Genomic DNA, 26,182 nt, shown 5'->3' with positions numbered 1-26,182 from the left:
GGTGGTTCGCGTGGTGCGGTTGTCGAGCCGCGGCAGCGGGCGGGGTTGCTGAGCTGACGCGGCGGTGGTTCGCGTGGTGTGGTTGTCGAGCCGCGGTGGGCGGTTCGGGCGGTGCGATCGCCGAGCGTCGTGGCGACGGTAGTGGCAATTCGGCTCGTCGAGCTGCGGTAGCCGGATCTATCGAAGCCGCGGCTCGCCAACCCTTGTCCAGCAAGCGCTTCCGACTGGGACCGTGGTCAGCGAAAGCCTCGGCAACGAAAGCCGCAGCAGCCCGGACGCCGCCCCGGAGCGTGGAGCGGCTTCAGGGATTCTCGTTCAGCTTTGCCACACCACGTACGCCTGGTCGGCGTCCGTCGTCATCGCCTCGATGAACTTCTCGTTGTCGAAGCCGGGCAAGGTTTGCAGGCGTTCGATGAGGGCGTCCGCGGCCGGGTCGCCGCTCGGGACTGCCGTGCCTTTGCCGTCGTTGCCGACCAGCATGAAGAAGACGTCTTCGTTCCAGGGGCCGTCGGGGATGACTCTCACCATGACCGAGCTCAGTTCTGACCACGTCACAGCTTCTTCGCTGCCATCGGCGAGCCGGCGCCGCACCCCGGTGTCGTCAACACTGACGGTCCGGGATTGTGCGCTGGACGAATCCTGGGTCAACGGTGCTCCCTGTCGTGTTCGTTCCACTCACCGTACCCGCCTGTCCCGTGCGCTCGGTCAGGCGGGCGCGGCCGCGTCGAGTCGCTTCAGCGCGTCCCGTGCGACCTGCGGATCTGTTGTCGGCCAGAACGGCGGCAGCGACGCGCGCAGGAAACCGCCGTAGCGCGCGGTGGCCAGGCGGGAGTCCAGCACGGCCACCACGCCGCGGTCGGTGACCGAGCGGTGCAGCCGTCCGGTGCCCTGTGCCAGCAGCAGCGCCGCGTGCGTCGCGGCGACGGTGAGGAATCCGTTGCCGCCCCGGGCTTCCACCGCGCGTTGGCGTGCGGACGACACCGGATCGTCCGGGCGGGGGAACGGGATCCGGTCCACCACCACGAGCTGCAGCGACGGCCCGGGCACGTCCACGCCCTGCCACAGCGTGAGCGTGCCGAACAGGCAGGTCCGCGCGTCTTCGGAGAACTGCCGCACCAGCAACGGCGTGGCGTCGTCGCCCTGGCAGAGGATCGGGTGGTCGAGCCGCTCCCGCATCGCCTCCGCGGCCTGTTTCGCCGCGCGCATCGAGGAGAACAGGCCCAGCGTCCGGCCGCCCGCGGCTTCGACCAGCGCGGCCAGTTCGTCCATTGTGGACTCGGCGAGCCCGTCACGGCCGGGCGGCGGCAGGTGCTTGGCGAGGTAGAGGATGCCGTTGCGGCGGTGGTCGAACGGCGAGCCGACGTCCAGCCCGGTCCACTTCGGGCCGTTGTCCTCGTCGGAGGGGGCTTCCTTGTCGGTGGCGGTGCCCGGCGACTTCACCACGCGCGCGCCGCTCGGCGGGAGGCCCCATTGCCGTGCCATGGTGTCGAATTCGCCGCCCAGGGTGAGCGTCGCCGAGGTCAGCACGGTGGTGTGCTGGTTGAACACGCGCTCCCGTAACAACCCCGCGACGCCGAGCGGCGCGACTTTCAACGCGGGCGGTCGCGGATTCGCGGAGTACTTGTCCCCAGTCAGCCAGACGACGTCCCGTTGGTGAGCCAGATCCTCGTCGTACGCGTCGAGCAGCCGCACCGCGGTGTCGTGCACTTCTTCGAGCAGCGACCGAGCCAGCTTGCGCGCGGTCGCCTCGCCGACGTCTTCCTTGCGATCCGAGCCCAGCGCGGTGAGGCATTCCTTCGCCGCGTCACGCACCGCCGGGATCGCGCCCTGCAACGGCTTCGGCAGCGCGTCGAGCCTTCCGGACGGGATGTCGTCGAGGATCAGCGCGAGCCCGTCCGACGACTCCAGCAGCCGGTCCGCGATTCCCGCGTCCATCAGCTTTCCGCAGCGGCGCGCGGCGGCCGAGACCATGGCGCTGGTGAGTTCGCCGGTCGCGACGGACGTGACCCGGTCGACCAGGTCGTGCGCCTCGTCGATGATCACCAGGTCGTGGTCTGGCAGCACCTGGTAGCCCTGCAGCGCGTCGATGGCCAGCAGCGCGTGGTTGGTGACCACGACATCGGCGCGGCCCGCTTCGGCTCGCGCGCGCTCGGCGAAGCAATCGGTGCCGACTGGGCACTTCGCGGCGCCGAGGCATTCCCTTGCGGTGACGGAAACCTGCCGCCACGCCTGGTCGGACACGCCGGGCACCAGCTCGTCGCGGTCGCCGGTTTCGGTGTCCGACGTCCACTCGTGCAGCCGGGTGACTTCCTTGCCGAGCCGGGACACCGCGAACGGGTCGAACAGCTGCGCGTCCTCGGGCTCGTCGGCCGGGCCGGTGTCGAGCCGGTGCAGGCACAGATAGTTGCGGCGGCCCTTGAGGATCGCGAAGGTCGGTTCGCGCCCGAGCGGCTTCTTGAGCGCCTTGGCCAGCCGCGGGAGATCACGGTCGACCAGCTGGCGCTGCAACGCGATGGTGGCCGTGGAGACGACGACGGTGGTGTCTTTCTCCACCGCGTGCCGGATCGCGGGCACCAGGTACGCCAGCGATTTGCCGGTGCCCGTTCCCGCTTGCACGGCGAGGTGTTCGCCGGTGCGGATGGCGTGGCCGACGGCATCGGCCATCTTCACCTGGCCGGGGCGTTCAGCGCCGCCGACAGACTCCACCGCGTGGGTGAGGAGTTCGAGGACGCCGGGGAAATCGGTTCGGGCGGGCACAGCGAGACACGATAGCCGCCAGGTCCGACAGGATCTTCGATCCGGCGCGAACGGACCCCTCGCGCCGGATCGAAGATCCCGGATTCACGGCTCAGTCTTCCTTGCGGAACCGCGAAACCGCGGCCCACGCGAGCGGCAGCACACCCGCCGCGACCACGGTCTTCAGCACGTCGCCCACGAGAAACGGCGTGACGCCCTTGTCGAAAGCGGTGGCGAGGTCGAATCCGGTGGCGGCCATCAGCCACGGCACGCCGAAGGCGTAGATCACGACATTGCCGAGCACCATGGTCCCCGCCGTGCGCAGCGGAGTGCGGTCGCCGCCGCGGCGGGCGAGCGCGCCCACGAGCGCGCCGGCGAACACGAACCCGACGATGTACCCGGCCGAGGCGCCGGACAGCCCGGCGGTCCCGCCCTGGAACCACGGCACGCCGGCCGCGCCGACGAGCAAGTACAGCAGCATCGAGGCGGCGCCGCGGCGCATGCCGAGCGTCGCGCCGACGAGCAGCGCGGCGAAGGTCTGGCCGGTCATCGGCACCGGCGTGCCCGGAAGCGGGATGACCAGCTGCGCGGCCGCGCCGGTGAGCAAGGCGCCGCCGGCGACCAGCGCCAGGTCGCGCACCAGGGTGCCGGGCACGAGGTCGGCCAGCACCTGACGGCGGGCCGGGAGAGACAGTGACGACACGGGACCTCCAACCACGGAAAACGGACGTCCGGGCAGGTTATCGTCGAGCGAGGGGGCGGAACGAGACAAGTTGCGTTCCTCACCACCCCTGTCTTCCGCCACACGTCCGGGTGAGCTGCGACCGTCGACGTTTGGGACCCCTGCCGCGCTGCCGATGTCGAAGCACGGGCGAAGGGAGACAGGTCGAATGCGCGGACGGATCCTGCTGGTCACCGGGGTTCTGCTGGCTGCGGCGCCGGCGGCGGCACACGCCGATCCGCCGGTCACGTCCACCGGCTGGGGTTCCGCGGGCAGCCTCGACGTGCTGGTGGACCACGAGCACGTGGTCACCGGCGAATTAGCCCGCTGCGACGCCGACGGGCCGGCGTCCGCGCGCACTCCCGGCGGTGCGGCGGGCGAGGTCGCGGTGTTCGGGTTCGGCGGCACCAGCTGCGAGCGGAAGGGCCCGGTCGCGCAGGTGAAAACCGGCGGGCAGCGGTTCGAATCCGACCTGCTGACCCGGTACGGCGGGCCCGAGCTGAAGGTCCGCACCTATTCGGTCGGCTGCGCCACCACGACGGATTCGGGCAGCACCGGCTCGATGTCGATCGGCGAGGTCTCCGGGTTCACCATTCCGTCGTCGATCCCGGCGAACTACCGGATCACGGTCCCCGGCGGCGCGGCGGGCACGGCGCTGGCCACGATCACGCTGAACGAGACCGTGACGCCGCAGCCCGCCGACGGCAGCCTGGTCACGCACGCGGTGCACGTGAAGCTGTTCCCGCAAGGCGGTCCGGCGAGCGGGGACATCTACCTCGGCACCGCGGCGTGCAATCCGTACGGCAAGGGCGGTGCGCCCAAGCCGTGACAGGTCAGGCAGGCGGCAGCGCGGGCGTGCCGACGTAGCGCACGCCCGCCTCGTCGAAGTCCTTCAGCGTCGCGTCCACCGTCGGCTGCGAACCGCCGACGGTCAGGTCCAGCAGCACCTGCACGTTGAACCCGGCCTGAGCGGCGTCGAGGGCGGTGGCGCGCACGCAGAAGTCCGTCGCGATGCCGACGACCTCGACGTCGGTCACCTCGTGCGCGCGCAGCCATTCCTCGAGCGTCTTGCCGTCGCCGGACTTGCCCTCGAAACCGGAGTACGCGGCGGTGTACTCGCCCTTCGAGAACACCGCCTCGACCGGCACCACGTCCAGCGCCGAGTGGAACGACGCGCCCGCCGTGCCCGCGACGCAGTGCACCGGCCAGCTGGTGTTGAAGTCGGGCGTGTCGCTGAAGTGGTCGCCCGGATCGATGTGGTGGTCGCGGGTGGCGACGATGTGGGTGTAGCCGCCGTCGGCCATCCGCTGCGAGATGGCGGCCGCGGCGGCCGCCCCGCCCGGCAGGCCGAGCGAGCCTCCCTCGCAGAAGTCGTTCTGCACATCCACCACGATCAGCGCGGTTCCCATGGTCGGCTCCCTACAGAAAAGTCGTCGGTATCGCGGGCTCGCCGTGCGAGAGCTTGAGGCCCTCCCACGGCAGGCTCACCTGCGCGCGCCGCAGGCGGGCACGCGCGTCGTCCAGCGTGGGCAGATCATCCACCGGCGCGCCCTCTCGCACCAGGGGTATCTGCAGGTCGAGATCGTTCTCGCCGGGCTCCGGGCGGCCGCTGGCGGCGGTCCAGACCACTTCCTCGACCGCCGTGCCGGTGCTGCGGTGCCGGCGCAGCGCGTGCTTGCGCCCGCCCCGGGATTCCTTGTGCGCACTGCGTTTCGCGACCGGGCGGCCGTCGACCTCGACCAGCTTGTACACCATCCCGGCGGTCGGCGCGCCGGATCCGGTGACCACCGAGGTGCCCACGCCGTAGGCGTCCACCGGTTCCGCGCGCAGCGCCGCGATCGCGTGCTCGTCGAGGTCGCCGGACACCACGATCCGGGTGTCTTTCGCGCCGAGCGCGTCGAGCTGGTCGCGGGCCTTGCGGGCGAGCGGGCCGACGTCGCCGGAGTCGATCCGGATCGCGCCCAGCTCCGGGCCGGCGACGCGCACGGCCGCCTCGATGCCCGCGGTGATGTCGTAGGTGTCCACCAGAAGCGTGGTGTCCGCGCCCATCTTGCTGACCTGCGCGCGGAACGCCGCTTCCTCGCTGTCGTGCAGCAGCATGAAGGCGTGCGCGACGGTGCCGCGCGTCGGAATCCCGTAGCGGCGGCCCGCTTCGAGGTTCGACGTGGTGGCGAATCCGGCCAGGTAGGAGGCGCGCGCGGCGGCGACCGCGGCGTACTCGTGCGTGCGCCGTCCGCCCATTTCGATGATCGGCCTGCCGTGCGCCGCACCGGACATCCGCGCCGCCGCGGACGCGATCGCGCTGTCGTGGTTGAGGATCGACAGCACCAGCGTCTCCAGCACCACGGCCTCGGCGAAACTGCCGGTCACGGTGAGGATCGGCGAACCGGGGAAGTACAGGTCGCCTTCGCGGTAGCCGTCGATGTCGCCGCGGAACTCGTAGTCCGCCAGCCACGCCAGCGTTTCCGGGTCGACGACCGCGGTCTGCTCCAGCATGGTCAGCTCGGCGTCGGTGAACCGGAAGTCGGCGATCGCGTCGAGCACGCGCGCGGTGCCCGCGACGACGCCGTAACGGCGGCCGTCGGGAAGCCGCCGCGCGAAGACTTCGAACACGCACGGCCGGTCGGCCGTCCCGTCCGCGAGCGCGCTCGCCAGCATGGTCAGCTCGTAGTGGTCGGTGAGCAGCGCCGTGCTGGCGCTGGTGACCGGCTCGGGGGAACCCATGGGAGCAGCCTATTCACTCACATGGACGGACCTGGCGCGGCGTACCGGGATGGCCCCGTGACACCATGGTGTGCATGTCCACGCCTGTCGCATCCGAACAGACGCAGGTCGATCCACTCGGGGCCGAGCTGGCCGAATCCGACCAGCCCTGGCGGACGATCGTCTGGAACGACCCGGTGAACCTGATGTCGTACGTGACGTACGTCCTGCAGAAGCTGTTCGGCTACAGCCGGGACCACGCCACGAAGCTGATGCTCGACGTGCACAACAAGGGCAGGGCGATCGTGTCGTCCGGTTCGAAGGAGAAGGTGGAGACCGACGTGGCGAAGCTGCACGCGGCGGGCCTGTGGGCGACCATGGAACAGCCCTCGTGAAGGCCTGGCGGCGCAAGGGGGACGCCATCCTCGCCGGGTTCGAACAGCAGGAAGCCGCGGTGCTGCGCGGGCTGGTCGGGCAGCTCGAGGACATGCTCACCGCCCGGGCCGAGGAGGCCCCGCAGGACGAACTCGCCGAGCTGACCGGGATCCGCACCGGCCCCGCCGAATCGCCGGACGACCCGGTGCTGTCGCGGCTGCTGCCGGACTTCCACCGGCTCGACCCGGACAACCCGAGCCGCGAGGATCTCGATTCGGCTGCGGCGATGCGGTCGCTGCACGAGCCGGAGCTGCTGGAGAAGAAGGTCGGCGTCGCGAAGATCGTGCTCGACACGCTTCCGCGCGACGGCGGTTCGGTGAAGCTGACCTTCGAGCAGGCCGACGCCTGGCTCGGCGCGCTGAACGACGTCCGGCTGGCGCTGGGCACGGCGCTCGACGTCACCGAGGACATGCCCGACGAGCTGCCGGACGACGACCCCCGCGCACCCCATCTCGGCGTCTACCATTGGCTGACATGGGTGCAGGAGACGCTGATCCAGGCGCTGACCGGCTGACCGGCGGGAAAATCACCGATGTTCCGGGCGTGCTCGTAGGCCATCACGAGCGGCTCGGCGACGGTTGGGCCACCGGAACCACGGTCGTGCTCGTGCCGGACGGCGCGACCGGCGCGGTCGATCAGCGCGGCGGCGCGCCGGGAACCCGCGAAACCAATCTGCTGGAGCCGGAAAACCTGGTACAGCAGGTGAACGCGGTCTGCCTCTCCGGCGGAAGCGCGTACGGGCTCGCGGCGGCGGACGGCGTGATGCGGTGGCTGTCCGAGCGGAACCACGGGTTTCCCGTTGGCGCGCAACCGTATGAGGTCGTGCCGATCGTGCCCGCGGCGGTGCTCTTCGACCTGCCGCGCAGCGAATGGGGCAACCGGCCGGACGCCGATTTCGGTTACGCCGCTTGCGAAGCAGCCGGGGACGCCGTCGCGATGGGTACCGTCGGCGCGGGCTCGGGTGCGGTGGTCGGCTCGCTCAAAGGCGGCATCGGGACGGCGAGCGAGGTCGTCGGCGAGGTGACGGTCGGCGCGATCGTCGCGGTGAACGCGGCGGGCCAAGCGGTGGATTTCGCGACTGGGCGGGCGTTTGCCGGAGACCATGAAGTAAACGGCGAGTTCGGCGTCCGCTGGCCGGATCGTCCGGGCGAAGTGCCGGGGCAGCGGACTGACCTGAACACCACGATCGGTGTGGTGGCTTGCGATGCCGCGCTGACGAAAGCCGAAGCACGCCGGTTGACAGTCGCCGCGCAGGACGGGCTGGCGCGGGCGGTGCGTCCGGCGCATTCGATGTTCGACGGCGACACCGTTTTCGCGTTGGCGACCGGCGCGCGGGAGCTGCCGGGGGAGCCCGGGTCGTTCGCGGTGGCCGCGCGAGCGGGCGCGTTGGACGCGTTGTGCGCGGCGTCGGCGCGGGTGTTCGCGCGGGCGATGGTGCACGGGCTGTTGTCGGCGACCTCCGCGGCAGGCATCCCGGCGTACCGGGACGTGTGGCCGGGAGCGCTGGGCTGAGGTCAGAACGGGTCTTGCGGGAGCGCATCCTCGCTCCGCTCGAGGTCGGCGGCGCGCACGGTGGCCACGTACTCCTCGTCGATTTCCAGCACCAATCCGCCGAAGGACACGGTCGGCCCGAGCGAGGGATGCAGGTCCACCGGGCCCAGCTCGGTCGAGCGCGGCAGCTGTTCCCACACCGAAACCGGCTTCGACCGGCGGAAAGTGCTGCAGGCGAGCACCGTCACGTGCCGATCGGTGACCACGATGACGAAGCTCCGGTGCGCGGCCATCATCGAAATCATCAGCGATGTGGCAGGGAACACGTACTGGACGACGTCCCCCTCGGCCAGCAGGCGACGGCAGCGTTCGCGGAGCTTCGAGGACACCGGCATCCCGTTATTGTGCCCTGACCTGGGGATGAGCGGTAGCTCTCACAGTGTGGACTCGTTCGGTCCACGAACTAAGATGTCCGTGTGCTCCGGATCCGCCGTGAACTCGTCGACGAGATCGTCGCCCACGCCCGCCGTGACCACCCCGACGAAGCGTGCGGGGTGGTGGCCGGTCCTGTGGGCTCGGACCGCCCCGAGCGGTTCATCCCGATGCTGAACGCGGCCCGCTCGCCGACGTTCTACGAGTTCGACTCGGGCGACCTGCTCAAGCTCTATCGCGAGATGGACGCGAACGACGAGGTCCCGGTGGTCATCTACCACTCGCACACGGCGACCGAGGCCTATCCGTCGCGCACCGACGCGAACATCGCCGCCGAACCCGACGCGCACTACGTGCTCGTCTCGACAAGAGAGCCCGATTCGCACGAGTTCCGCTCGTACCGGATCGTGGACGCCGAGATCACCGAGGAGCCGGTCGAGATCCTCGACTAGAACTCTTGCGGAATAAAGCGCGGCGTCCGATGCGTCAGCGTGTTAGGAACCCACCGGAGGTAAGAACCATGGCCGTCACCGTGTCCATCCCGACCATCCTGCGCACCCACACCGGCGGCGAGAAGTCCGTCGAGGCGGCGGGCAAGACCGTCCTCGAGATCATCGACGACGTCGAGTCGCGGCACGCCGGGCTGAAGGCGCGCCTGGTCAAGGAGGAGAAGCTGCACCGCTTCATCAACGTCTACGTCAACGACGAGGACGTGCGCTTCTCCGGCGGGCTCGCCGCCGAGGTCAAGGACGGCGACACCCTCACCATCCTGCCCGCCGTCGCGGGCGGCGCGCGCTGAGTCGATGACTCGCTACGAGTCCCTCCTCGACGCCCTCGGCGGCACGCCGCTGGTCGGCCTGCCGCGGCTGTCGCCGACCGACGAGGTGCGGCTGTGGGCGAAGCTCGAGGACCGCAACCCGACCGGCTCGATCAAGGACCGGCCCGCGCTGGCCATGATCGAGGCGGCGGAGCGGGACGGCATCCTGCGGCGCGGGTCCACGATCCTCGAACCGACCTCGGGCAACACCGGGATTTCGCTGGCCATGGCCGCGAAGCTCAAGGGCTACGGCCTGGTGTGCGTGATGCCGGAGAACACGTCCACCGAACGCAAGCAGCTGCTGCAGGCGTACGGCGCGCGGATCGTGTTCTCGCCGGCCGCGGGCGGTTCGAACGAGGCGGTGCGGCGGGCCAAGGAGCTGGCGAAGCAGAACCCGGACTGGGTGATGCTGTACCAGTACGGCAACCCGGCCAACGCGGACGCGCACTATCGCGGGACCGGGCCGGAGCTGCTCAAGGACCTGCCGACGCTGACCCATTTCGTCGGCGGGCTCGGCACGACCGGGACGCTGGTGGGGGTCGGCCGGTACCTGCACGAGCACAAGCCGGACGTCCAGGTCATCGCGGCCGAGCCGCGGTACGGCGAGCTGGTGTACGGCCTGCGCAACCTCGACGAGGGGTTCGTGCCGGAGCTCTACGACGAGAGTGTGCTCAACGGACGCTATTCGGTGGGGGCGTACGACGCTCTCCGGCGGACGCGGGAGTTGCTGGAGCACGAGGGCATTTTCGCCGGGATCTCCACGGGCGCGGTGCTGCACGCGGCGCTCGGGGTCGCGGAGAAGGCCGCCGCTCGCGGCGAGAAGGCGGACGTGGCCTTCGTGGTCGCGGACGCCGGCTGGAAGTATCTGTCGACCGGCGCGTATTCCGGGTCGCTGGACGAAGCGGCAGAACGGCTTGACGGTCAGCTCTGGGCCTGACCTTCCGTGAGGGGAACCCTGCGGGACTCTGATTCCCTCAGGGTTCCCCTCACGGCAGTAATCCCGCGACGAGTGCGCGGACGCCTCGTTCGTAAGTGTCTTGTGCGGTAAGGGTTTCCCAGCGCGGTCCGATCTCGGCGAGCGCCGGGAACTCCGTCGCGTCCAGTTCCGCGAAGACTCGCTCGCGGTAGGTGTCGCCGCCCCGATCCCGTCGGCGCGCGGCGGCCGCGCGGGAACTGATCTCGCCCAGCGTGTAGTGCCACACCGCTCGGTAGACCTCCACCGCCGCATCGGCCGGCAGGCCCGCTTTTGCCGCCGCCGCAACGATTTTCTCCGGGTACCACAGCCCTCCGACTGACAGCAGGTCGTCGGAGCGCAGCACGTCCACGATCCACGGGCAGCCCGCCAGCCCGTCCCGCATCGCCTTCGCGACAGCGACGATCCTCTCCGCCGGTTCCTCGGGGAGGTTCTCCGGCCGAGGCATCTCGCGGTGCGCGTAGTCGTCCAGCAGCAGCAGAAGCAGGCCCTCTTTGTCGCGCACGTGGTGGTACAGCGCCATCGCCGTGCTGCCGACCTCGCGGGCGAGCCGCCGCATGGTCAACGCGTCGACGCCGTCCTCCTCGATGACCCGGTGAGCGGCGGCCACGATGTCGGCTTTGGAGATCTTCGGCGGTCGGCCGGTGCGCGCTGGCATGTCGCCATGCTACTTTTTATACATGTATAGAAACTACTGGGGGACGGTCGCCGCGCTGGCGTTCGCGGTGGCGGTCGGGACTTTGCAGATGACCGTGGTGGTGCCGTTGCTGCCGCGGCTGCAGCTCAAGCTGAGCGTGCCGCTGAGTTCGGTGTCGTGGGCGCTGACCGCCGGGCTGCTGGCGGGCGCGGTCGCGATTCCGCTGGTCGCGCAGCTCGGCGACCTGTACGGCAGGCGCGCGATGTCGCTGGTCGTGCTGGCGTTGCTGGTCGGGGGATCGGTGCTGGCGGCCGTGGCGGGCTCGCTGCCGCTGCTGGTCGTCGGCCGGATTCTGCAGGGGACGGCCGCGCCGTTGCTCCCGCTGGCGATCGGCCAGGTCAGGACCGTTTTGCCGGCCCGATCGCTGCCGACCGCGATCGGCGTTCTGAGCGCGACCATCGGCGCGGGCAGCGGCGGCGGGATGATCCTCGCCGGGCTCGCCGGTGGCGATCACCAGCTGGTGTTCTGGGTGCTGGCGGGCCTCGGCGTAGTGGCGTTCGCGCTGGTCGCCGCGGTTAAGGAGGACCGGACGGCCGCGGTGCGGAGCGGTTCGCCGGATCTGCTGGGCGCGGTGCTGGTGTCGGGATGGCTGATCTGCCTGCTGCTGGCGATCAGCAAGGGTTCCGAATGGGGCTGGGGGACCGTCGGGCTGCTGGTCGCGGCCGTGGTGCTGGCGGCGGTGTGGATGGTGACGGCGCGGCGTACGAAGACGCCGTTGATTGAGATTCCTATGCTGCTGCACCGAAAAACGGTCGGCGCGACGGTGGCGTCGTTCCTGCTCGGCTTCGCGCTGTTCGCCACGATCATGACGCTTTCGGCGTACGCGCAAGGCGTGCTCAAGGCGTCGGTGTTGCAGGTGGGCCTCTATCTCTTGCCGACGACGATCCTGATGCTCGTGGTTTCCGTGCTGGCTGGTTCGTTGATGCGCCGGTTCAGTGCGCCCGCGCTGGTCGCCGGCGGTTCGGCGGTGGTGCTGGTGGCCGCGTTGTGGCTGACGACGTTGCCGGGGGACGGGCTCGGGCTTTATGCCGTCGCGGCGGTGCTGGGGCTGGGGATCGGGCTCGGGTACGCCGCTCTGGGGACGATGGCGGTCGAGCACGTCGAGCCCGCGAAAACGGCCGCCGCCGGCGGGATCAACGCGCTGGTTCGGGTGGTGGGCAGCAGTCTCGCCGGAGCGGTCGGCGCGGTGGTGTTGTCGGCCGGGGGTCCTGGATGGAGCTTCGCGGTGGCGGCAGTGGCCGCGCTGCTTTCCGCCTTGTTCGCCGCAGCCTACGGAAACTTGCTCCGGAAGCCAGCAATGGCGTGACTGCCGGTCCGTGAGGGCCACCTTCACGGACTCTGAGTCCCTCAGGGTTCCCCTCACGACCCGCACGACCCCGCGTGGCCGGGCCCTGCCGTGAAGGACTCCTTGAAGGAATCTGATTCCCTCAAGGAGTCCTTCACGGCAGGTCACCCAGGGCCAAGTTCAGGGATTTCTCCCGAGGCCGTCCGCTTCCCGCCGACGTAGCCTGAGGGCGTGAGCACACTGCCTCCCCTCCCGCCGACGTCGCCGCCGCCCGCTGCCGGCGGCGGCAAGCCGGTCGACGCCGCGAAGCGCATCCTGCCGCCCAATCCCAAGGCCGCGGCGTTCGTCGCGCTGGGGTTCGTGGCGGTGCTGTACCTCGTGGAACTGCTCGACGTGATCCTGCCCGGCGAGTTCACCCACGGCGGGATCCTGTCGCGGGACGCCTCCAGTCTCGACGGCATCCTCTGGGCGCCGCTGCTGCACGCGGGCTGGTCGCACCTGTTCTCCAACACAGTCCCGGTGCTGATCTTCTCCTTCCTCGCGATGGCCGCGGGCATCGGCCGGTTCGCCGTGGTCACCGCGATCATCTGGCTGGTTTCCGGGCTCGGGGTGTGGCTGGTCGGACCGTCGAACGCCTACACCGTCGGCGCGTCCGGGCTCGCCTTCGGCTGGCTCGCGTACCTGCTGGTGCGCGGCCTGTTCCACCGGTCGCTCGCGCAGATCGCGGTCGCGGTCGTGCTGCTGGGCATCTGGAGCGGGATGCTCTGGGGCCTGCTGCCCGGCAACCCCGGCATCTCCTGGCAGGGCCACCTCTTCGGCGCGCTGGCCGGCATCCTCGCCGCGTGGCTGACCTCACGCGGCGAACGCGTCAAATCCCCGAAGATCGAGCCGACGACCCCGGGTAACCTCGGGGGGTGAGTTCTCCCGGCGCGCCCATCGGTGTTTTCGACTCCGGCGTCGGCGGGCTCACCGTCGCACGCTCGATTCTCGAACTGCTGCCTGCCGAACAGCTCCGCTACGTCGGCGACACCGCGCGCAACCCGTACGGCCCGTTGCCCATCGCCACCGCTCGCGAGTACGCGCTCGCCGCTCTCGACGACATGGTCGAGAGCGGGGTGAAGGCGTTGGTGATCGCGTGCAACACAGCGTCCGCCGCCTGTCTTCGCGACGCGCGCGAACGCTACGACGTACCAGTCATCGAAGTGGTCCTTCCCGCGGCGCGCCGGGCCGCCGTCGCCACGCACACCGGACGCGTCGGCCTGATCGGCACCGAGGGCACTGTGCGTTCGAGGGCGTACGACGACGCCTTCGCCGCCGCGCCGGACGTACGCCTCACCAGTGTCGCCTGCCCGCGCTTCGTGGACTTCGTGGAGCGCGGCATCACGACTGGCCGACAGATTCTCGGCCTGGCACAGGGTTATCTGCAGCCGTTGCTCGAAGCCGAGGTGGACACGCTCATCCTCGGCTGCACGCACTATCCGCTGCTGTCCGGCGTGCTGCAGATCGTGATGGGACAGGACGTCACGCTCGTCTCCAGCGCCGACGAAACCGCCAAGGACCTCTACCGCGTGCTGACCGAACTCGACCTGCTCGCCGAGCGCGACGAGCCGCCGAAGCACGAGTTCCTCGCCACTGGTTCGCCGGAACCGTTCGCCCGCTTGGCGCAGCGGTTCATGGGCTTCGCGCCGGGCGCGCTGGACCCGGTCCGCGCGTGACGCTGCGGTGCCGCTGTGCGGAGTTAGGGTGACGGGGTGCGACTGACGATCCTCGGGTGTTCGGGCAGCATCCCCGGGCCGGACGCCGCCGCGTCCGGGTATCTCCTGGAGGCGGAGGGCTACCGGCTCGGTCTCGAGCTGGGCACCGGCACGTTCGCCCAATTGCAGACTGTGCTGGACCCGTTCGACCTGGACGCACTCGTCCTTTCGCACCTGCACGCCGACCACTGCGCCGACGTCAACTCGCTGACAGTGCTTCGCCGCTATCACCCGGCGCCGCCGTATCCCGCCCGGCCGCGGCAGTTGCCGCTGTACGCGCCAGCAGAAGCGCCTTCGCGTCTCGCGCACGCGTACGCGGCCGACGCCGCCGAGCGCGCCGCTGCGGATCTGTCGGACGTGTACGAGTTCCACGAGCTGCGCGAAGAGACGATCGAAATCGGCCCCTTCGACGTGACCGCCGTCGCTGTGTACCACCCGACGCCAGCTTTCGGCCTGCGCATCGCGTACGGCGGCACCATTCTCGCGTACACCGGCGACACCGGGCTGTGCCGTGGTCTGGGCGAACTGGCCGACGGTGTCGATGTCCTGCTCTCCGAAGCGTCCTGGACCGATGCCGCCGACCGTCCGAAAGGCGTGCACCTCTCCGGGAAAGAAGCCGGTGAACTGGCCAAGGACGCCGGGGTCGGCCGTCTGCTGCTGACCCACGTCGCCCCGTGGACCGACCGGAATGGCGTCCTGGCCGAGGCCAAAGCCGTGTTCCCGGATGCCGAGCTGGTGACGCAAGGCGCGGTCTACGACCTCTGACCGCGAAAGTGTCAGGGGTACGTCCTAGAGTGCTCCCCGTGGCTAGAAAAGATGGCAGGAACGACGACCAGCTCCGCGAAGTGAAGCTCACCCGCGGGTTCCAGAAGTGGCCTGCCGGGTCGGTGCTCGTCGAGTTCGGCAACACCAGGGTGCTGTGCGCGGCGAGCGTGACCGAGGGCGTGCCGCGCTGGCGCGCCGGGTCCGGTCTCGGCTGGGTCACCGCCGAATACGCGATGCTTCCGTCCGCGACCAACACCCGCAGCGACCGCGAAGCCGTGAAAGGCCGGATCGGCGGCCGGACGCACGAGATCTCCCGGTTGATCGGCCGCTCCCTGCGCGCTTGCATCGACCTGGCCGCGCTCGGCGAGAACACCATCGTCATCGACTGCGACGTGATCCAGGCGGACGGCGGCACCCGCACCGCCGCGGTCACCGGCGGCTACGTGGCCCTGGCGGACGCGATCACCTGGCTGGGCGCGGCGAACCGGCTCAACGACCCCCAGCCGCTGTCGTCCTCGGTGGCCGCGGTGAGCGTCGGCGTCGTGGACGGCCGGGTGCGCCTCGACCTGCCGTACGAGGAGGACTCGCGCGCCGAGGTCGACATGAACGTGGTCGCCACCGACGCCGGAACCCTCATCGAGGTGCAGGGGACCGGCGAGGGCGCCACCTTCGCTAGGTCCACTTTGGACACCATGCTGGACCTTGCGCTCGCCGGCTGCGAGGAATTGACGCGCCTGCAGAACGAAGCGCTGGCGCTGCCGTACCCGGGCGAGCTGCCGGAACCGCGGCCGGACAAGAAGAAGGGCCAGAAGTGACCAAGCTGCTGCTGGCCACCCGGAACGCGAAGAAACTGGGCGAACTGCGCCGGATCCTGGAAGCGGAAGGCATCCAGGGCGTCGAGGTGCTCGGCCTGAACGACGTCGAGGAGTTCCCGGAAGCCCCGGAAACCGCCCCCGACTTCGAAGGCAACGCGGCGGCCAAAGCACGGGACGCGGTAGCCGCCACCGGTTTGCCCGCCATCGCGGACGACTCGGGCCTGACCGTCGACGCCCTCAACGGCATGCCCGGTGTCCTCTCGGCTCGCTGGTCCGGCCGACACGGCGACGACGAAGCGAACCTGAACCTGGTGCTGGCGCAGCTGACCGACACCCCGGACGAGCGCCGGGGCGCGGCCTTCGTCTGCGCCGCCGTGCTGGCGCTCCCGTCCGGCGAGGCCACCACGGTCCGCGCCGAATGGCGAGGCACGCTGACGAGGGAAAAGCACGGAACCAACGGTTTCGGCTACGACCCGATCTTCGTGCCGGAAAACGAAACGAAAACCAGCGCGGAACTTTCCCCGGCGGAAAAAGACGCCGCCTCGCACCGGGGCAAAGCCCTGCGCGCACTTCTGCCGGCTTTGCGGAAACTGGCCGACGCATAACTGCCGGGTCCGCCCCGGAGCCGCGCTGGTGGCTCCGGGGCGGGGCTCGGGCTAGTCTCGGCTGGTATGTGCGCCAATATCGTCCTAGCCGAAGACGATCCCAAACAAGCGGAACTGGTCCGCCGCTACCTGGAACACGAGCAGCACACCGTCACCGTCGCGCCCACCGGCGAAGCCGCACTGGCGGAAATCCGCACGGCGGAACCCGATCTCCTGATCCTGGACGTCATGCTCCCCGGCATGAACGGCCTGACCGTCTGCCGGACCATCCGCGCGTCCTCCGACCTGCCGATCCTCATGCTCACCGCCCGTTCGACCGAGGACGACCTGCTCCAGGGCCTCGACCTGGGCGCGGACGACTACGTCACCAAGCCCTACAGCCCGCGCGAACTCATGGCGAGGGTCCGAACCCTCCTTCGGCGAACGAACGCGGCGAAAGACGGTCCCATCAAAGTCGGCACGCTGACCGTCGACAAAGACAAACACGAGGTCGCGGTAAGCGGAAACCCGATCGAAACCACTCCGGGAGAATTCCGGATCCTCGAGGTGATGGCCGCCCGCCCGGACCAGGTTTTCACCAGAGCGCAACTCCTGGAACACCTGCACGGTTTCGACCGCTACATCACTCAGCGCGCCATTGACGTGCACATCATGAACCTCAGAAAGAAAATCGAACCCAACCCGAGAAAACCGGCGAAACTCCTCACGGTGTACGGCGTGGGCTACAAACTGACCGCCAAGTCCGATGCCCCGTAGCCTCCTCTTCCGCCTCTTCGCGGTAACCGCGGCCATCGCGGTGTGCGCGATCGCGGCCACCGCCTGGCTAGCCTCCCGGACCACTTCCGGTGCCATCGAACGGGAACAGGGCCAGCTCTTCGCCGACGACGGAACGATCTACCAGGCCTTGCTTTCGTATGCGGCAACCCATCCCACGTGGTCCGGCGCGGCCAAAACCATCAACGACTACGCGGACAAAACCGGCCGCAAGATCGTCCTGACCACCCCGCAGGGCAAGCTGATCGCCAGCTCGGAACAGAACCCCGGCAAACTCCCGACCCAGCCGTCCGCGGTCATCGATCCCTTGGCCGTCGACACCCGCCTTGGCATCAAATCCACGCCCGACCGGATCGACCCCGACGCCGTCGGCCCCTACAAACTCCCGGCGGACGAACGCGACGATCTCCAGGAAGTCGCCGAAAAAGTCCTTTCCTGCACCCAGCGCCGAACCGGCCTGGGCAGCCTGGAAATCTCCCCGAGCGGCCACCCGAGAGTCATCGCCCCGGCCGGAACTGCCCAATGCGGCACCGGCCTCTTGGAACGCCCGACCGAGACCGAACGGGCCGCCCTGGCGAAGCTGTCCAGCCTGGTCGACGCCTGCCTTGGCCGCAACGACAGCACCATCCCGGTCGCGAAACTGGCCCTGTCCTGGACCTTCGACGGGCCGATCGCGCAAGCCACCGACCAAACCATCACCAACTGCGTGACCTCAGCCCGCAAAGAGCAGCTGACGCCGTACGTCGCGCCCGCGGCCTGGCTCTACATCACCGAAAAAGGCACCGACCAGCCCCCGACCGGTTTCACTCTCTCGTCGGAAAACCGCACGAAACTCATCGCCGTCACCGCCGCGATCCTCCTGCTGACAGTCATCGTCACCGCACTGGCGTCGATCCGCCTGATCCGCCCCCTCCGCGCGCTGACCGGCGCGGCCCAACGCCTGAAGGCAGGCGAGACGGGCGCCCGGGTCCGCGTCAAAGGCAAGGACGAGATCGCCCGCCTGGCCACCGCGTTCAACGACATGGCGCGGGCGAGGGAAGAGCTGGAGAACGCCCGCAAAGCGATGGTCAGCGACGTCGCGCACGAACTGCGCACCCCGCTGGCCACCATCCGGGGCTGGCTGGAAGCGACCCAAGACGGCATCAGCCAGCTGGACGACGACCTGGTCGCCTCGCTGCTGGAAGAAGCAGTCCACCTGCAGCACATCGTGGACGACCTGCAAGACCTGGCTCTGGCCGACGCCGGCGCGCTGCGCGTCCACCCGGAACCGATCGACGCGAACACCTTGCTGACCCACCTTGCCGCCGCCCACGCCCCGCGCGCCGAAACCGCGGGCGTCCAGTTGTCCGTCCCGCCGATGGAAAACCCGGCCATTACCGCGGACCCCGTACGCCTTCGCCAAGCCCTGGACAACCTGGTCTCCAACGCGATTCGCCACACCCCGCCCGGCGGATTGGTAACCGTCACCGCGAGCCAACGGGAAAATGACGCAATTTTCGAAGTGACCGACACCGGAACCGGGATTTCCCCAGAAGATCTGCCCCGGGTTTTCGACCGTTTCTGGCGCGCGGACCCGTCGAGAAGCCGAATCTCCGGAGGCAGCGGTCTAGGCCTGGCAATCGTCCGCAAATTGACCGAAGCCCACGGCGGCGAAGTGACCGCCACCAGCACCCCCGGCGAAGGCACGACGTTCACTTTGCGCTTCCCCGCAAATTTCCGTGAGTAGCGCTTGCCAGCAGGTGTCGGCGATGCTGTGAGCGTGGAGTACGTGTCCAGAGTGCCGCGACCGCCGCTGGACGGGCTGATCGACGACCTCTACTACCTGGAGGGCGCGCCGCCGTATGCCCGGCTGACGCTGCCGCCGGCACCGGCGGCGCTGCTGATCGTCAACCTGGGCGCGCCGTTCCGCATTCGCGCCGGTGCCGAGATCGAGACGGCCGAGTACGCCGACGGCTGCGTGATCACCATGCCCACCCGCGCGTACGAGTTCGGTTACCCGCCCCGGACCCGGTCCGTCGGCGTGCACTTCAAATCATGGGGCCTGGCCCCGTTCCTGCCGATGCCCGCGACCGAACTGTGCGACCGGCCGGTGACGATAGAACAGGTCTGGGGCCGCTCCGCCGTCTCCGAACTGCGAGATCGCCTGGCCACCGCAAACGAACCGCGACAGATGCTGACGCTGCTAGAAGACGAGCTGCTGCGACGGCTACGCGAGACCTCCGGCCTTGGCCTGATCCGCCACACGAGCAGCATCATCTCGGCGACCAGCGGCTCGGCGACCAGCGGCTCGGTGACCATCGGCGACCTGACCGCGGCAGCCGGGGTCAGCAGCACCCACTTGGCGAAGCGGTTCAAAGAACTCGTCGGCGTCACTCCCAAACGGCTGGCCCGCACCTACCGCTTCACCGCCGCCGTCTTCGCGCTCGACCCCACCGGACCGATCGACTGGGGCGAACTCGCCAGCCGCGCGGGCTACTTCGACCAGGCCCACTTCGGCCACGAGTTCCGCGCCTTCACCGGCCTCACCCCAACCCAGTACGTCGAAGTCCGGCGGCGCTTCCTGCGCGAACACCCCGGTCACACACTGAACAACTGGCCGCTGCCGACCGATTGATTTCTTACAAGAGCGACCGCCCGCAACCCGCTAATTTGGGGCCACCCCCAGCAAAGGAGACCCCGTGGGCAAGGTCGTCATGTACAGCTCGGTGTCGGCGGACGGCTTCATCGCCGACGAAAACGACCAGCCCGGCCCCCTGTTCGACTGGCTGACCAGCGGCGACGTCCCGCTGGACGAAAGCGGTGCGCTCAAGGTGTCGCAGCAGTCCTACGACTACACCCGGCCGTACTGGGACGAGATCGGGGTAACGATCGTCGGCCGCCACGTCTTCGACCTGACCGACGGCTGGGACGGCAAGCCGCCAAGCGGAATCGACCACGTCGTTGTCGTGACACACCGTCCAGCACCCGAAGGCTGGAACCCCGAGGCCCCGTTCCACTTCGTCGACGGCGTCAAGACAGCTGTAGCCAAAGCGCAAGAGCTGGCAGGCGACCGCATAGTCGAAGTCGCCGCAGGCGAGGTCGGCGGCCAAGCATTCGCCGCAGGCCTGATTGACGAGGTGCGAATGGACGTCGTCCCGGCCGTCTTCGGATCCGGCAAACGCTACTTCGGCTCAGTCAACGCACCGCACCTGCTGGAGAACCCCGACGTGGTTCAAGGCGACCGGGTGCTTCACCTGCGCTATCAGGTGCGTCGCTGACCAAGCGCGGAGAGGCTGGTCCGGCCTCTCCGCGCGCTCCGCGGAAACAATTCAGGAAGCAATCCCCAAATCCCGAATCAGCTTGGCCACATGCCCGGTAGCCCGCACGTTATAAGCGGCCTTTGCGATCTTCCCCTCCGCGTCCACGATGAACGTCGACCGGATCACCCCCTGATAAACCCTCCCGTAATTCATCTTCTCCCCGAACGCGCCCCACGCGGACAGCACTTCCTTGTCCACATCGGACAACAGCGGGAACGTGAGCTTCTCCGCGTCGACGAACTTGGCGAGCTTCTCCGGCTTGTCCGGCGAAATCCCCAGCACCTGATATCCCGCGTCGTTCAGTTCCGCGAGATTGTCCCGGAAATCGCAAGCCTGCTTGGTGCACCCCGGCGTCCCCGCGGCCGGGTAGAAGTACACCACCACGGCCTGGCCGCGGAAGTCGCTGAGCGAGACGTTCTTGCCGGTGCTGTCCGGCAGGGTGAATCCGGGCGCTTCGTCGCCCACGGCAAGTCGCTGGTCGGTCATGGAGACGAGGGTAATTCAGGCGTCTCCGCAATAGGTGACGACGGCGGGCTCGCCCGTGCTCGGCCGCACCTGCACGGCGATCCGGGCACTGTCGGCCGGCACCGCGAAAGCGAGCGTGACCTGCGTAGACCGCCCCGGCATCAGGTCCTTGCCGGCGTCCGAAACGCCGCCGAGACCCTGCGTGGCGTCCACGACCTGCTTGGCGGGCTTCCCGCCGACCGTCGCGGTGACCGAGAGCGCGGAAACCCGGTACGGATCCGTGCCGTTGTTCGTGACCTGGATGTAGAACGCCGCCGCACGAGCGCTGCGCGGGTACGCCGCCGGGCTTGGCTGGAAGGACTGCGGGGCCGACAGCGAGACCGTGATCCCGCTGGCGAAGCGGTGGTTGGCGCCGAACTGCAGGTCGCCGGAGGCCTGTGCGGCGGCGGGCTGCGCCGCCGGATTGCCGACGCCCATCGCGGCGGACCCTTCCCGAGCGTTGACGCCGCCGCAGGCTGCCACGGAAAACAGCAGGCAGGCGGTCAACAGCAGTTTCGGGGTGCGCGGGGGCGCCATCGCGGGGGTACTCCAGTCGGGGTGGGGCGGTGTGCCGTTCGGCGTAGTTGCCGAGCGGACCCGCTCCACTCTGGCGGCACTAATGCCGTCACGGTGCGGAAGACGCGGACCTGGTGTACAGCCGTGGCCGATCCGTGATCGAAAGAGCACTCCGGGTGACAGTCGTCACCCCGATGTCAACAGCCGCAAGTCGGGATTCAGACCGCGAACGCGAACAACAGGATGAACACCGCAACGCCCGCGCCCCAGGCGACCATGAGCCAGCCGAAGTCGCGGACCGGATCGACCGCGCGGCTTTCCTCGCCGGGGATGTACACGCCGCGGTTTTCGAACCAGTCCGCGCATTTGCGCAGGACCCGCAGCGGATTGCGTCCCGGCACGGCCCACACCTCCCCGATCTCCGGGCCCAGCCTACGGGTTCGCGGGCGTTTCGCGGTGGTCGAGCCCGGCGATGCGCACGGCGAGTTCGACGAACGAGCGGACCAGCGGCGGCGTCGAATCCTCGCGCCACGCGACGACGAGCTGGCTCGGCGGATAGTCCGCTAACGGGACCGTCGCGACGCCTTCGGGAAACGAGTGCGCGAGCGGGGCGAGCCCGACGGTTCCGTTCCACAGCACGGCTTGCAGGCATTCGTGCACCGTCCGCACCACCGGCCCGCCGACGGCGCCGCCGCTCCAGAACGCTTGCCACTGCGGGTCAGTGCCGTCCGGGAACCGGAACCACGTCCGGTCGGCGAGCTCCTCCCGGCGCACCTCGTCGCATCCGGCCAGCGGATCGTCCGCGCGCAGGACGACGCCCATCGGGTCGGCACGCAGCACGTGTGTGTGGATTCCGTTGGTGTCGAACGGAATCCGGGTGAGCGCGACGTCCACGAGCCCGGCGCGCAGCCCGGTGGTCGGGTCGGTGAGATCGGCCTCGCGGACGCTGATCCGCACGCCCGGATGCCGTTCGCGGAACTCGCTCGCGAGCCGGATCCCGACCGGTTCCGAGCTGTCGGCGAGGGTGCCGAGCGTGAGCGTTCCCGGTCCGGCCGCCGCAGCGACCTTCGCGCGGACCTGGTCCGCGCCTTCGAGCAGGGTGCGAGCCTCGTCGTAGAGCGCGGTTCCGGCGGCGGTGAGCGTGACCCCGGACGGCGAACGGTCCAGCAGGGCCGCACCGAGGTCGGTTTCGAGCTGTTTGATCGCGCGGCTCAGCGGCGGCTGGGTCATGTGCAGCCGCGCCGCCGCCCGGCCGAAGTGGCGTTCCTCGGCGACCGCGACGAAGTACCGGAGCGAACGGAGATCCACAACCAGCGACAATACCCGTGCAAGATTGTCGCAAGCCGCGTCGACAAGCTGGCTGGACGTTCGGCTATGTCTAACGAGATGCCGTCGCCCGCGCGGCAGGAGAGCAACGGCGGCAGTGTGGAACGGAAAGCGGATGGTCTAGCTTCCGCCGTGATTGGGGTTGTAGAACAAAGTGCCGCAACCGCAGACCGATGTCTGCGGCGGCACGTCCTTACCGCAGCCTAGGCATGTGAGCCGGACCCGCTGCTGCCTCTGTGGGGGAACTTCCGGCTCACGGCTGCGGCGAAGTTGTGTTGTTCCTTGTAGCGCCGTTCGCAGTCCTGGCATGTCCTGACCGCTCCGCGAGTGCCGTCAGGCCGCCAGCCGATCGGGGGGCACTTGTGGTCTGGAGGCACCTCCTGGCCGCACCACGTCTTCCACAGGTCGTCGCGGTCGATGTAGTACGCGAAGTGCTTGAGGTTGTCGGCCAGTGTCGGCCGCCCCCAGATGCCGGAGCCCAGCGGCCGCTCCATCGGCGGGTACCGGTACTTACCTTCCATCGCGCGGATCCTCGCTCGACACGTGCACCGATTCGATCATGCCTTCCTGAGCGGCGGCGATCATCCAGTTCAGCGCGGCTTTCGTCGCCAGCTCGGCGAGGCGATCCAAACGATCATCGGGCAGCTCCACTCCAGCGGCATGAAGCTCATCGGAAAGGGCTGCCCGAACGAATGCAATCTGTCGCGAATCCATTACTCTAGGGTAGTGGAGCGGCTGACGCGCGCCGCCATCACGTCATCTGGGCAAGCGGGCCAGGACCATGCCGTACGTCGGACAATACCCGTGCGGTATCGGGAAAAGCGGATCGGTCTTGGACACCGCGCGGGCGCGGCGCTGGACTGGAAGGGTCACTGATCCCGCGTTCCGAGGAGCCTCCGGCGATGGCCGACTACCCGTATCCCGATCCCGTCGTGCAGACCTCGCAGGTGCGCGAACTCGCCCGCGACCTGGTCGTGGTCCCGAACCAGGGCGTGCAGCTGGTGCCGAACGTCGGCGTCGTCGGCGGGACGCATTCCGTCCTCGTCGTCGAGACCGGCATGGGGCCGCGCAACGCGGAAACCGTGCTGAAGTTCGCGACCGAGTACGCGCGCGGCCGCCGGATTTACCTCACCACCACGCATTTCCACCCCGAGCACGCGTTCGGCGCGCAGACTTTCGCCGGGGCCGCGACCTACCTGGTCAACCGCGCGCAGGCGACTGATCTCGCCACGAAAGGCCTCGGCTACCTGCAGATGTTCACCGGTCTTGGCGAGCCGGTCGCGCGGCAGCTGGAAGGCGTCGAACTGCCGACCCCGGACGTCGTCTACGACTCGTCGCACGACCTCGACCTCGGCGGCCGCGTGGTGCAGCTGCGCGCCACCGGCCGCGCGCACAGCAAGGGCGACCAGGTTGTCACGGTCCCGGACGCGGGCGTCCTGTTCACCGGAGACCTCGCCGAAACCGGCCAGTTCGCGATCTTCCCGTGGTTCCCGCCGCACGACACCGACGTGTCCGGCATCCGCTGGATCGAGGTCATGCGGAAACTTTCCGCGCAGCGACCGGAAATCGTCGTCCCCGGCCACGGCGACATCAGCGGCCCGGAGCTGCTCGACGACCTGCGCGCCTACCTTGAACTGCTGCGCGACGAGACCTGGCGTCGCCGCGATTCGGAGATGGCCGAGGCGACCGTGATCGCGGAGGTGCGGGAGGAGCTGATCAAGCGGCATCCGGAGTGGGAGGGCCGCGAGTGGATCGACACCGCGGTGGCCTGTCTGTGCGCGGAGCACGTCAGTCGCGGTTGAGCAGCGGTCCGAGCGTCTTCACGATGGCCTGCCGGGTCGCTTGGGTTCGCTGTTCGGCGGTGAGTTCGCCGGGGCGGTCGAGCATGGCCTGCGACGCGCCGCGCACCGCGCCGGCGAACGCGCCGGTCAACGTGCGGGCGCTGAGGTCGTCGAGCTCGTCGGGAAAGGCTTCGGCGAGGATTTCGGCGATCCGGCGCTCGGCGTCGAACTGGATCTGCAGGGCACGGCCTTGGACCGCGGGCACGGTCTGGAGCAACCGCATCCGCAACGGGGTCAGCTTGCCGATGATGTCATTGCTGACCTCGCCGCCGTCGGAAAGGACGCGGACCAGCAGGTCGATCGGCCGGTCGTCCGGGGCGCGGTTCGCGAGTGCTTCGAGCAACGCCTGCACCCGGCTCTCGGCGTCCGGGAAGACCAGTTCTTCCTTGCTGGCGAAGTAGCTGAAGAACGTGCGCGTGCCGATCTCGGCGGCTGCGGCGATGTCGGCGATGGTCGTCTCGTCGTAGCCGTTGCGCTCGAAGAGGTCCGTCGCCGCGTCGATCAGGGCTTGGCGGGTGCGGGCGCGCTTGCGATCACGGAGAGACACTCCGGAAGCTTACGACACTGGATGCAATCCCGCACTCATTGCAAATATGCACTGAGTGCGGTTATCTTCGGGGGCATGACTCGTGACGTCCTCGTGTGCGGTGCCGGGATCGCTGGTTCGACCCTCGCGTTCTGGCTGGCGCGCAACGGTTTCCGGCCGACTGTCGTAGAGCGGGCGGCTGGCCAGCGCAGCAGCGGCAACCCGGTGGACGTGCGTGCCGGCGCGATGGAAGTGGCCGACGCGATGGGTGTCATCCCGCGATTGCGAGAGGTCGCGACGCACGCGCAGCGGCTGCGAGTGCTCAATGCGCGTGGGCGTTCGGTGACCACGATCCGGATGGCGGTGCGCAAGGAGATCGAGGTTCCGCGCGCTGATCTCGCCTCCGCGCTGTACGAATCGGCGCGCGAAGACGCGGAGATTCTCTTCGGCGACACCATCATCGCGTTGCAGCAGGACGACGGCGGGGTCGACGTCACCTTCGAGCACGCGGCTCCGCGCCGGTTCGACCTGGTGATCGGCGCGGACGGCGTTCACTCGGCAGTGCGGCGGCTCGTGTTCGGCGCCGAGGAGAGGTTCGTCCGGCACGCCGGGCTGTATGTCGGGACGGTGTCGCTCGGCGAGCCGTCCGACTATCCGGAGGACGTGGTCCTGCTCAACACCCCGGATCGGCTCGTGGCGATCCATCCGGTGCGGGGAAATTCCGGGGTCGCGTTCATCTTTCGTGCGCCGAATCCCGGGCAGGGCAAGGAAATCGTGTCCGCCGCCTACCGAGGTCTCGGCTGGCGGGTCCCGGAGTTGCTGGCCCGCTTCGAAGCCGCGGACGACGTCTTCTTCGACGCGGTCGCCGTGGTCGATCCGCCTCGCTGGTCTCGCGGCCGGGTCGCCCTGGTCGGCGATGCCGCTTCCTGCGTCTCGCTGCTTGGCGACGGTTCGAGCCTCGCGATCGTCGGGGCGCACACCCTGGCCACGGCGCTCGCTGACGGTGGACACGCCGAGGCGTTCGCGCACTACGAGACGACCCATCGAGCGCGCGTGAAGCCCAAGCAACGCGGGGTCCGGGCGGCGGCATCGATGCTGGTCCCGCGCACGAAGCGGGGTCTGGCGGCCCGCAACCTCGCTGCTCGGCTGCTGCCCAGCTAAAAGAAT

The 26,182-nt window shown here is 69.2% G+C and carries 32 protein-coding genes; 19 read left to right on the top strand and 13 right to left on the bottom strand.

Annotated features, from left to right (window positions below; translation table 11 throughout):
* Window positions 1-315: 315 nt before the first annotated feature.
* The 3 genes from ACFXI3_RS17120 to ACFXI3_RS17110 all read right to left on the bottom strand — a co-directional run bounded on the left by ACFXI3_RS17120 (window position 316) and on the right by ACFXI3_RS17110 (window position 3,439).
* Window positions 316-648, bottom strand: coding sequence for a hypothetical protein (locus tag ACFXI3_RS17120; protein WP_067593690.1), 333 nt, complete (start codon window positions 646-648; stop codon window positions 316-318).
* Window positions 649-705: 57 nt separating this feature from the next.
* Complete coding sequence (locus ACFXI3_RS17115) at window positions 706-2,757, bottom strand: ATP-dependent DNA helicase (RefSeq protein WP_344271588.1); 2,052 nt, start codon at window positions 2,755-2,757, stop codon at window positions 706-708.
* A gap of 91 nt (window positions 2,758-2,848) precedes the next feature.
* Complete coding sequence (locus ACFXI3_RS17110) at window positions 2,849-3,439, bottom strand: biotin transporter BioY (RefSeq protein WP_378400263.1); 591 nt, start codon at window positions 3,437-3,439, stop codon at window positions 2,849-2,851.
* 187 nt (window positions 3,440-3,626) lie between these two features.
* Here ACFXI3_RS17110 and ACFXI3_RS17105 point away from each other — a divergent pair, with 187 nt between their 5' ends.
* On the top strand, window positions 3,627-4,286 hold the full coding sequence (locus ACFXI3_RS17105) for a choice-of-anchor P family protein (protein WP_378400262.1): 660 nt from the start codon (window positions 3,627-3,629) through the stop codon (window positions 4,284-4,286).
* A 4-nt stretch (window positions 4,287-4,290) separates the two neighbouring features.
* On the opposite strand, the gene ACFXI3_RS17100 is transcribed toward ACFXI3_RS17105, so the two are convergent.
* Complete coding sequence (locus ACFXI3_RS17100; RefSeq protein ID WP_378400261.1) at window positions 4,291-4,866, bottom strand: isochorismatase family protein; 576 nt, start codon at window positions 4,864-4,866, stop codon at window positions 4,291-4,293.
* A 10-nt stretch (window positions 4,867-4,876) separates the two neighbouring features.
* Window positions 4,877-6,181: a nicotinate phosphoribosyltransferase gene (locus ACFXI3_RS17095; protein ID WP_344271600.1), complete on the bottom strand. Its 1,305-nt coding sequence runs from the start codon at window positions 6,179-6,181 to the stop codon at window positions 4,877-4,879.
* Between the two features lie 74 nt (window positions 6,182-6,255).
* On the opposite strand from ACFXI3_RS17095, the gene clpS reads away from it, so the two are divergent.
* The 3 genes from clpS to ACFXI3_RS17080 are packed head-to-tail and all read left to right on the top strand — an operon-like array spanning window position 6,256 to window position 8,107.
* Window positions 6,256-6,555 carry an ATP-dependent Clp protease adapter ClpS gene (clpS, locus tag ACFXI3_RS17090; RefSeq protein WP_067593947.1) on the top strand — a complete coding sequence of 100 codons (300 nt, stop codon included), beginning with the start codon at window positions 6,256-6,258 and terminating at the stop codon, window positions 6,553-6,555.
* The gene (locus tag ACFXI3_RS17085; RefSeq protein ID WP_067593672.1) at window positions 6,552-7,109 is read left to right on the top strand and encodes a DUF2017 domain-containing protein; all 558 of its coding nucleotides are present in this window, start codon (window positions 6,552-6,554) and stop codon (window positions 7,107-7,109) included. The genes clpS and ACFXI3_RS17085 overlap by 4 nt, the downstream gene beginning before the upstream one ends.
* Window positions 7,070-8,107, top strand: a complete 1,038-nt coding sequence (locus ACFXI3_RS17080; RefSeq protein WP_378400260.1) for a P1 family peptidase — start codon at window positions 7,070-7,072, stop codon at window positions 8,105-8,107. Before ACFXI3_RS17085 ends, ACFXI3_RS17080 begins: the two co-directional genes overlap by 40 nt.
* Window positions 8,108-8,109: 2 nt before the next feature.
* Here ACFXI3_RS17080 and ACFXI3_RS17075 read toward each other — a convergent pair whose 3' ends face one another.
* A complete protein-coding gene (locus tag ACFXI3_RS17075; RefSeq protein ID WP_344271611.1) occupies window positions 8,110-8,481 on the bottom strand; it encodes a hypothetical protein in 372 nt (123 codons plus the stop codon).
* 81 nt (window positions 8,482-8,562) lie between these two features.
* Between ACFXI3_RS17075 and ACFXI3_RS17070 the strand changes: the two genes are divergently transcribed.
* From ACFXI3_RS17070 to ACFXI3_RS17060, 3 genes are all read left to right on the top strand, one after another.
* Window positions 8,563-8,970: a Mov34/MPN/PAD-1 family protein gene (locus ACFXI3_RS17070; RefSeq protein WP_067593663.1), complete on the top strand. Its 408-nt coding sequence runs from the start codon at window positions 8,563-8,565 to the stop codon at window positions 8,968-8,970.
* A 68-nt stretch (window positions 8,971-9,038) separates the two neighbouring features.
* Window positions 9,039-9,317, top strand: a complete 279-nt coding sequence (locus ACFXI3_RS17065; protein ID WP_344271615.1) for a MoaD/ThiS family protein — start codon at window positions 9,039-9,041, stop codon at window positions 9,315-9,317.
* A 4-nt stretch (window positions 9,318-9,321) separates the two neighbouring features.
* Complete coding sequence (locus tag ACFXI3_RS17060; protein ID WP_344271617.1) at window positions 9,322-10,272, top strand: cysteine synthase; 951 nt, start codon at window positions 9,322-9,324, stop codon at window positions 10,270-10,272.
* A 49-nt stretch (window positions 10,273-10,321) separates the two neighbouring features.
* Here ACFXI3_RS17060 and ACFXI3_RS17055 read toward each other — a convergent pair whose 3' ends face one another.
* On the bottom strand, window positions 10,322-10,966 hold the full coding sequence (locus tag ACFXI3_RS17055) for a TetR/AcrR family transcriptional regulator (RefSeq protein WP_378400259.1): 645 nt from the start codon (window positions 10,964-10,966) through the stop codon (window positions 10,322-10,324).
* 22 nt (window positions 10,967-10,988) lie between these two features.
* Here ACFXI3_RS17055 and ACFXI3_RS17050 point away from each other — a divergent pair, with 22 nt between their 5' ends.
* The 10 genes from ACFXI3_RS17050 to ACFXI3_RS17005 all read left to right on the top strand — a co-directional run bounded on the left by ACFXI3_RS17050 (window position 10,989) and on the right by ACFXI3_RS17005 (window position 20,260).
* Window positions 10,989-12,311, top strand: a complete 1,323-nt coding sequence (locus tag ACFXI3_RS17050) for an MFS transporter (RefSeq protein WP_378400258.1) — start codon at window positions 10,989-10,991, stop codon at window positions 12,309-12,311.
* A gap of 210 nt (window positions 12,312-12,521) precedes the next feature.
* Window positions 12,522-13,208: a rhomboid family intramembrane serine protease gene (locus ACFXI3_RS17045; RefSeq protein WP_377927000.1), complete on the top strand. Its 687-nt coding sequence runs from the start codon at window positions 12,522-12,524 to the stop codon at window positions 13,206-13,208.
* Window positions 13,205-14,005: a glutamate racemase gene (murI, locus tag ACFXI3_RS17040; protein WP_378400257.1), complete on the top strand. Its 801-nt coding sequence runs from the start codon at window positions 13,205-13,207 to the stop codon at window positions 14,003-14,005. Before ACFXI3_RS17045 ends, murI begins: the two co-directional genes overlap by 4 nt.
* A 36-nt stretch (window positions 14,006-14,041) precedes the next feature.
* Window positions 14,042-14,809, top strand: a complete 768-nt coding sequence (locus ACFXI3_RS17035) for an MBL fold metallo-hydrolase (RefSeq protein WP_378400256.1) — start codon at window positions 14,042-14,044, stop codon at window positions 14,807-14,809.
* A gap of 38 nt (window positions 14,810-14,847) precedes the next feature.
* The gene (rph, locus tag ACFXI3_RS17030; RefSeq protein WP_344271632.1) at window positions 14,848-15,624 is read left to right on the top strand and encodes a ribonuclease PH; all 777 of its coding nucleotides are present in this window, start codon (window positions 14,848-14,850) and stop codon (window positions 15,622-15,624) included.
* A complete protein-coding gene (gene rdgB, locus ACFXI3_RS17025; protein WP_378400255.1) occupies window positions 15,621-16,229 on the top strand; it encodes an RdgB/HAM1 family non-canonical purine NTP pyrophosphatase in 609 nt (202 codons plus the stop codon). Before rph ends, rdgB begins: the two co-directional genes overlap by 4 nt.
* Window positions 16,230-16,295: 66 nt before the next feature.
* Entirely contained in the window at window positions 16,296-16,985 is a 690-nt protein-coding gene (locus ACFXI3_RS17020; protein ID WP_344271637.1) for a response regulator transcription factor, read from the top strand.
* Window positions 16,975-18,729 carry a sensor histidine kinase gene (locus ACFXI3_RS17015; RefSeq protein ID WP_378400254.1) on the top strand — a complete coding sequence of 585 codons (1,755 nt, stop codon included), beginning with the start codon at window positions 16,975-16,977 and terminating at the stop codon, window positions 18,727-18,729. The genes ACFXI3_RS17020 and ACFXI3_RS17015 overlap by 11 nt, the downstream gene beginning before the upstream one ends.
* Window positions 18,730-18,780: 51 nt before the next feature.
* Entirely contained in the window at window positions 18,781-19,617 is an 837-nt protein-coding gene (locus ACFXI3_RS17010) for a helix-turn-helix domain-containing protein (protein WP_378400308.1), read from the top strand.
* A gap of 64 nt (window positions 19,618-19,681) precedes the next feature.
* Window positions 19,682-20,260, top strand: a complete 579-nt coding sequence (locus ACFXI3_RS17005; protein ID WP_378400253.1) for a dihydrofolate reductase family protein — start codon at window positions 19,682-19,684, stop codon at window positions 20,258-20,260.
* A 51-nt stretch (window positions 20,261-20,311) separates the two neighbouring features.
* On the opposite strand, the gene bcp is transcribed toward ACFXI3_RS17005, so the two are convergent.
* From bcp to ACFXI3_RS16980, 5 genes are all read right to left on the bottom strand, one after another.
* On the bottom strand, window positions 20,312-20,788 hold the full coding sequence (gene bcp / locus ACFXI3_RS17000; protein WP_344271645.1) for a thioredoxin-dependent thiol peroxidase: 477 nt from the start codon (window positions 20,786-20,788) through the stop codon (window positions 20,312-20,314).
* Window positions 20,789-20,803: 15 nt separating this feature from the next.
* Window positions 20,804-21,343, bottom strand: coding sequence for a hypothetical protein (locus tag ACFXI3_RS16995; RefSeq protein ID WP_378400252.1), 540 nt, complete (start codon window positions 21,341-21,343; stop codon window positions 20,804-20,806).
* 197 nt (window positions 21,344-21,540) lie between these two features.
* Window positions 21,541-21,723 (bottom strand): hypothetical protein, encoded by a 183-nt coding sequence (locus ACFXI3_RS16990; RefSeq protein WP_116205006.1) that lies wholly within the window; start codon window positions 21,721-21,723, stop codon window positions 21,541-21,543.
* 31 nt (window positions 21,724-21,754) lie between these two features.
* The gene (locus ACFXI3_RS16985; RefSeq protein WP_378400251.1) at window positions 21,755-22,630 is read right to left on the bottom strand and encodes a LysR family transcriptional regulator; all 876 of its coding nucleotides are present in this window, start codon (window positions 22,628-22,630) and stop codon (window positions 21,755-21,757) included.
* Window positions 22,631-23,158: 528 nt separating this feature from the next.
* Window positions 23,159-23,362: a hypothetical protein gene (locus ACFXI3_RS16980; RefSeq protein WP_378400250.1), complete on the bottom strand. Its 204-nt coding sequence runs from the start codon at window positions 23,360-23,362 to the stop codon at window positions 23,159-23,161.
* Window positions 23,363-23,550: 188 nt separating this feature from the next.
* On the opposite strand from ACFXI3_RS16980, the gene ACFXI3_RS16975 reads away from it, so the two are divergent.
* Window positions 23,551-24,450 carry an MBL fold metallo-hydrolase gene (locus ACFXI3_RS16975; protein ID WP_378400249.1) on the top strand — a complete coding sequence of 300 codons (900 nt, stop codon included), beginning with the start codon at window positions 23,551-23,553 and terminating at the stop codon, window positions 24,448-24,450.
* Here the strand turns inward: ACFXI3_RS16975 and ACFXI3_RS16970 are convergent.
* Window positions 24,437-25,036, bottom strand: coding sequence for a TetR/AcrR family transcriptional regulator (locus ACFXI3_RS16970; RefSeq protein ID WP_378400248.1), 600 nt, complete (start codon window positions 25,034-25,036; stop codon window positions 24,437-24,439). The genes ACFXI3_RS16975 and ACFXI3_RS16970 overlap by 14 nt on opposite strands.
* A 75-nt stretch (window positions 25,037-25,111) precedes the next feature.
* Between ACFXI3_RS16970 and ACFXI3_RS16965 the strand changes: the two genes are divergently transcribed.
* On the top strand, window positions 25,112-26,176 hold the full coding sequence (locus tag ACFXI3_RS16965; protein WP_378400247.1) for an FAD-dependent oxidoreductase: 1,065 nt from the start codon (window positions 25,112-25,114) through the stop codon (window positions 26,174-26,176).
* Window positions 26,177-26,182 lie beyond the last annotated feature (6 nt).

Origin of the sequence: Amycolatopsis sp. NPDC059235, assembly GCF_042754125.1 — a bacterium.
Taxonomy (GTDB): Bacteria; Actinomycetota; Actinomycetes; order Mycobacteriales; family Pseudonocardiaceae; genus Amycolatopsis; species Amycolatopsis albidoflava.
Note: the sequence above shows the minus strand (reverse complement) of the source record. Positions and strands in the feature narration are given on the sequence as shown.

Coding starts and splice junctions, on each gene's coding strand:
- ACFXI3_RS17080 (WP_378400260.1), top strand. CDS start 7,070: ATGGGTGCAGGAGACGCTGATCCAGGCGCTGACCGGCTGACCGGCGGG.
- ACFXI3_RS17060 (WP_344271617.1), top strand. CDS start 9,322: ATGACTCGCTACGAGTCCCTCCTCGACGCCCTCGGCGGCACGCCGCTG.
- ACFXI3_RS17055 (WP_378400259.1), bottom strand. CDS start 10,966: ATGCCAGCGCGCACCGGCCGACCGCCGAAGATCTCCAAAGCCGACATC.
- ACFXI3_RS16975 (WP_378400249.1), top strand. CDS start 23,551: ATGGCCGACTACCCGTATCCCGATCCCGTCGTGCAGACCTCGCAGGTG.
- ACFXI3_RS17100 (WP_378400261.1), bottom strand. CDS start 4,866: ATGGGAACCGCGCTGATCGTGGTGGATGTGCAGAACGACTTCTGCGAG.
- ACFXI3_RS17105 (WP_378400262.1), top strand. CDS start 3,627: ATGCGCGGACGGATCCTGCTGGTCACCGGGGTTCTGCTGGCTGCGGCG.
- ACFXI3_RS17075 (WP_344271611.1), bottom strand. CDS start 8,481: ATGCCGGTGTCCTCGAAGCTCCGCGAACGCTGCCGTCGCCTGCTGGCC.
- ACFXI3_RS17065 (WP_344271615.1), top strand. CDS start 9,039: ATGGCCGTCACCGTGTCCATCCCGACCATCCTGCGCACCCACACCGGC.
- ACFXI3_RS16980 (WP_378400250.1), bottom strand. CDS start 23,362: ATGGATTCGCGACAGATTGCATTCGTTCGGGCAGCCCTTTCCGATGAG.
- ACFXI3_RS16965 (WP_378400247.1), top strand. CDS start 25,112: ATGACTCGTGACGTCCTCGTGTGCGGTGCCGGGATCGCTGGTTCGACC.
- ACFXI3_RS17020 (WP_344271637.1), top strand. CDS start 16,296: ATGTGCGCCAATATCGTCCTAGCCGAAGACGATCCCAAACAAGCGGAA.
- clpS (WP_067593947.1), top strand. CDS start 6,256: ATGTCCACGCCTGTCGCATCCGAACAGACGCAGGTCGATCCACTCGGG.
- ACFXI3_RS17015 (WP_378400254.1), top strand. CDS start 16,975: ATGCCCCGTAGCCTCCTCTTCCGCCTCTTCGCGGTAACCGCGGCCATC.
- ACFXI3_RS17095 (WP_344271600.1), bottom strand. CDS start 6,181: ATGGGTTCCCCCGAGCCGGTCACCAGCGCCAGCACGGCGCTGCTCACC.
- bcp (WP_344271645.1), bottom strand. CDS start 20,788: ATGACCGACCAGCGACTTGCCGTGGGCGACGAAGCGCCCGGATTCACC.
- ACFXI3_RS16995 (WP_378400252.1), bottom strand. CDS start 21,343: ATGGCGCCCCCGCGCACCCCGAAACTGCTGTTGACCGCCTGCCTGCTG.
- ACFXI3_RS17050 (WP_378400258.1), top strand. CDS start 10,989: ATGTATAGAAACTACTGGGGGACGGTCGCCGCGCTGGCGTTCGCGGTG.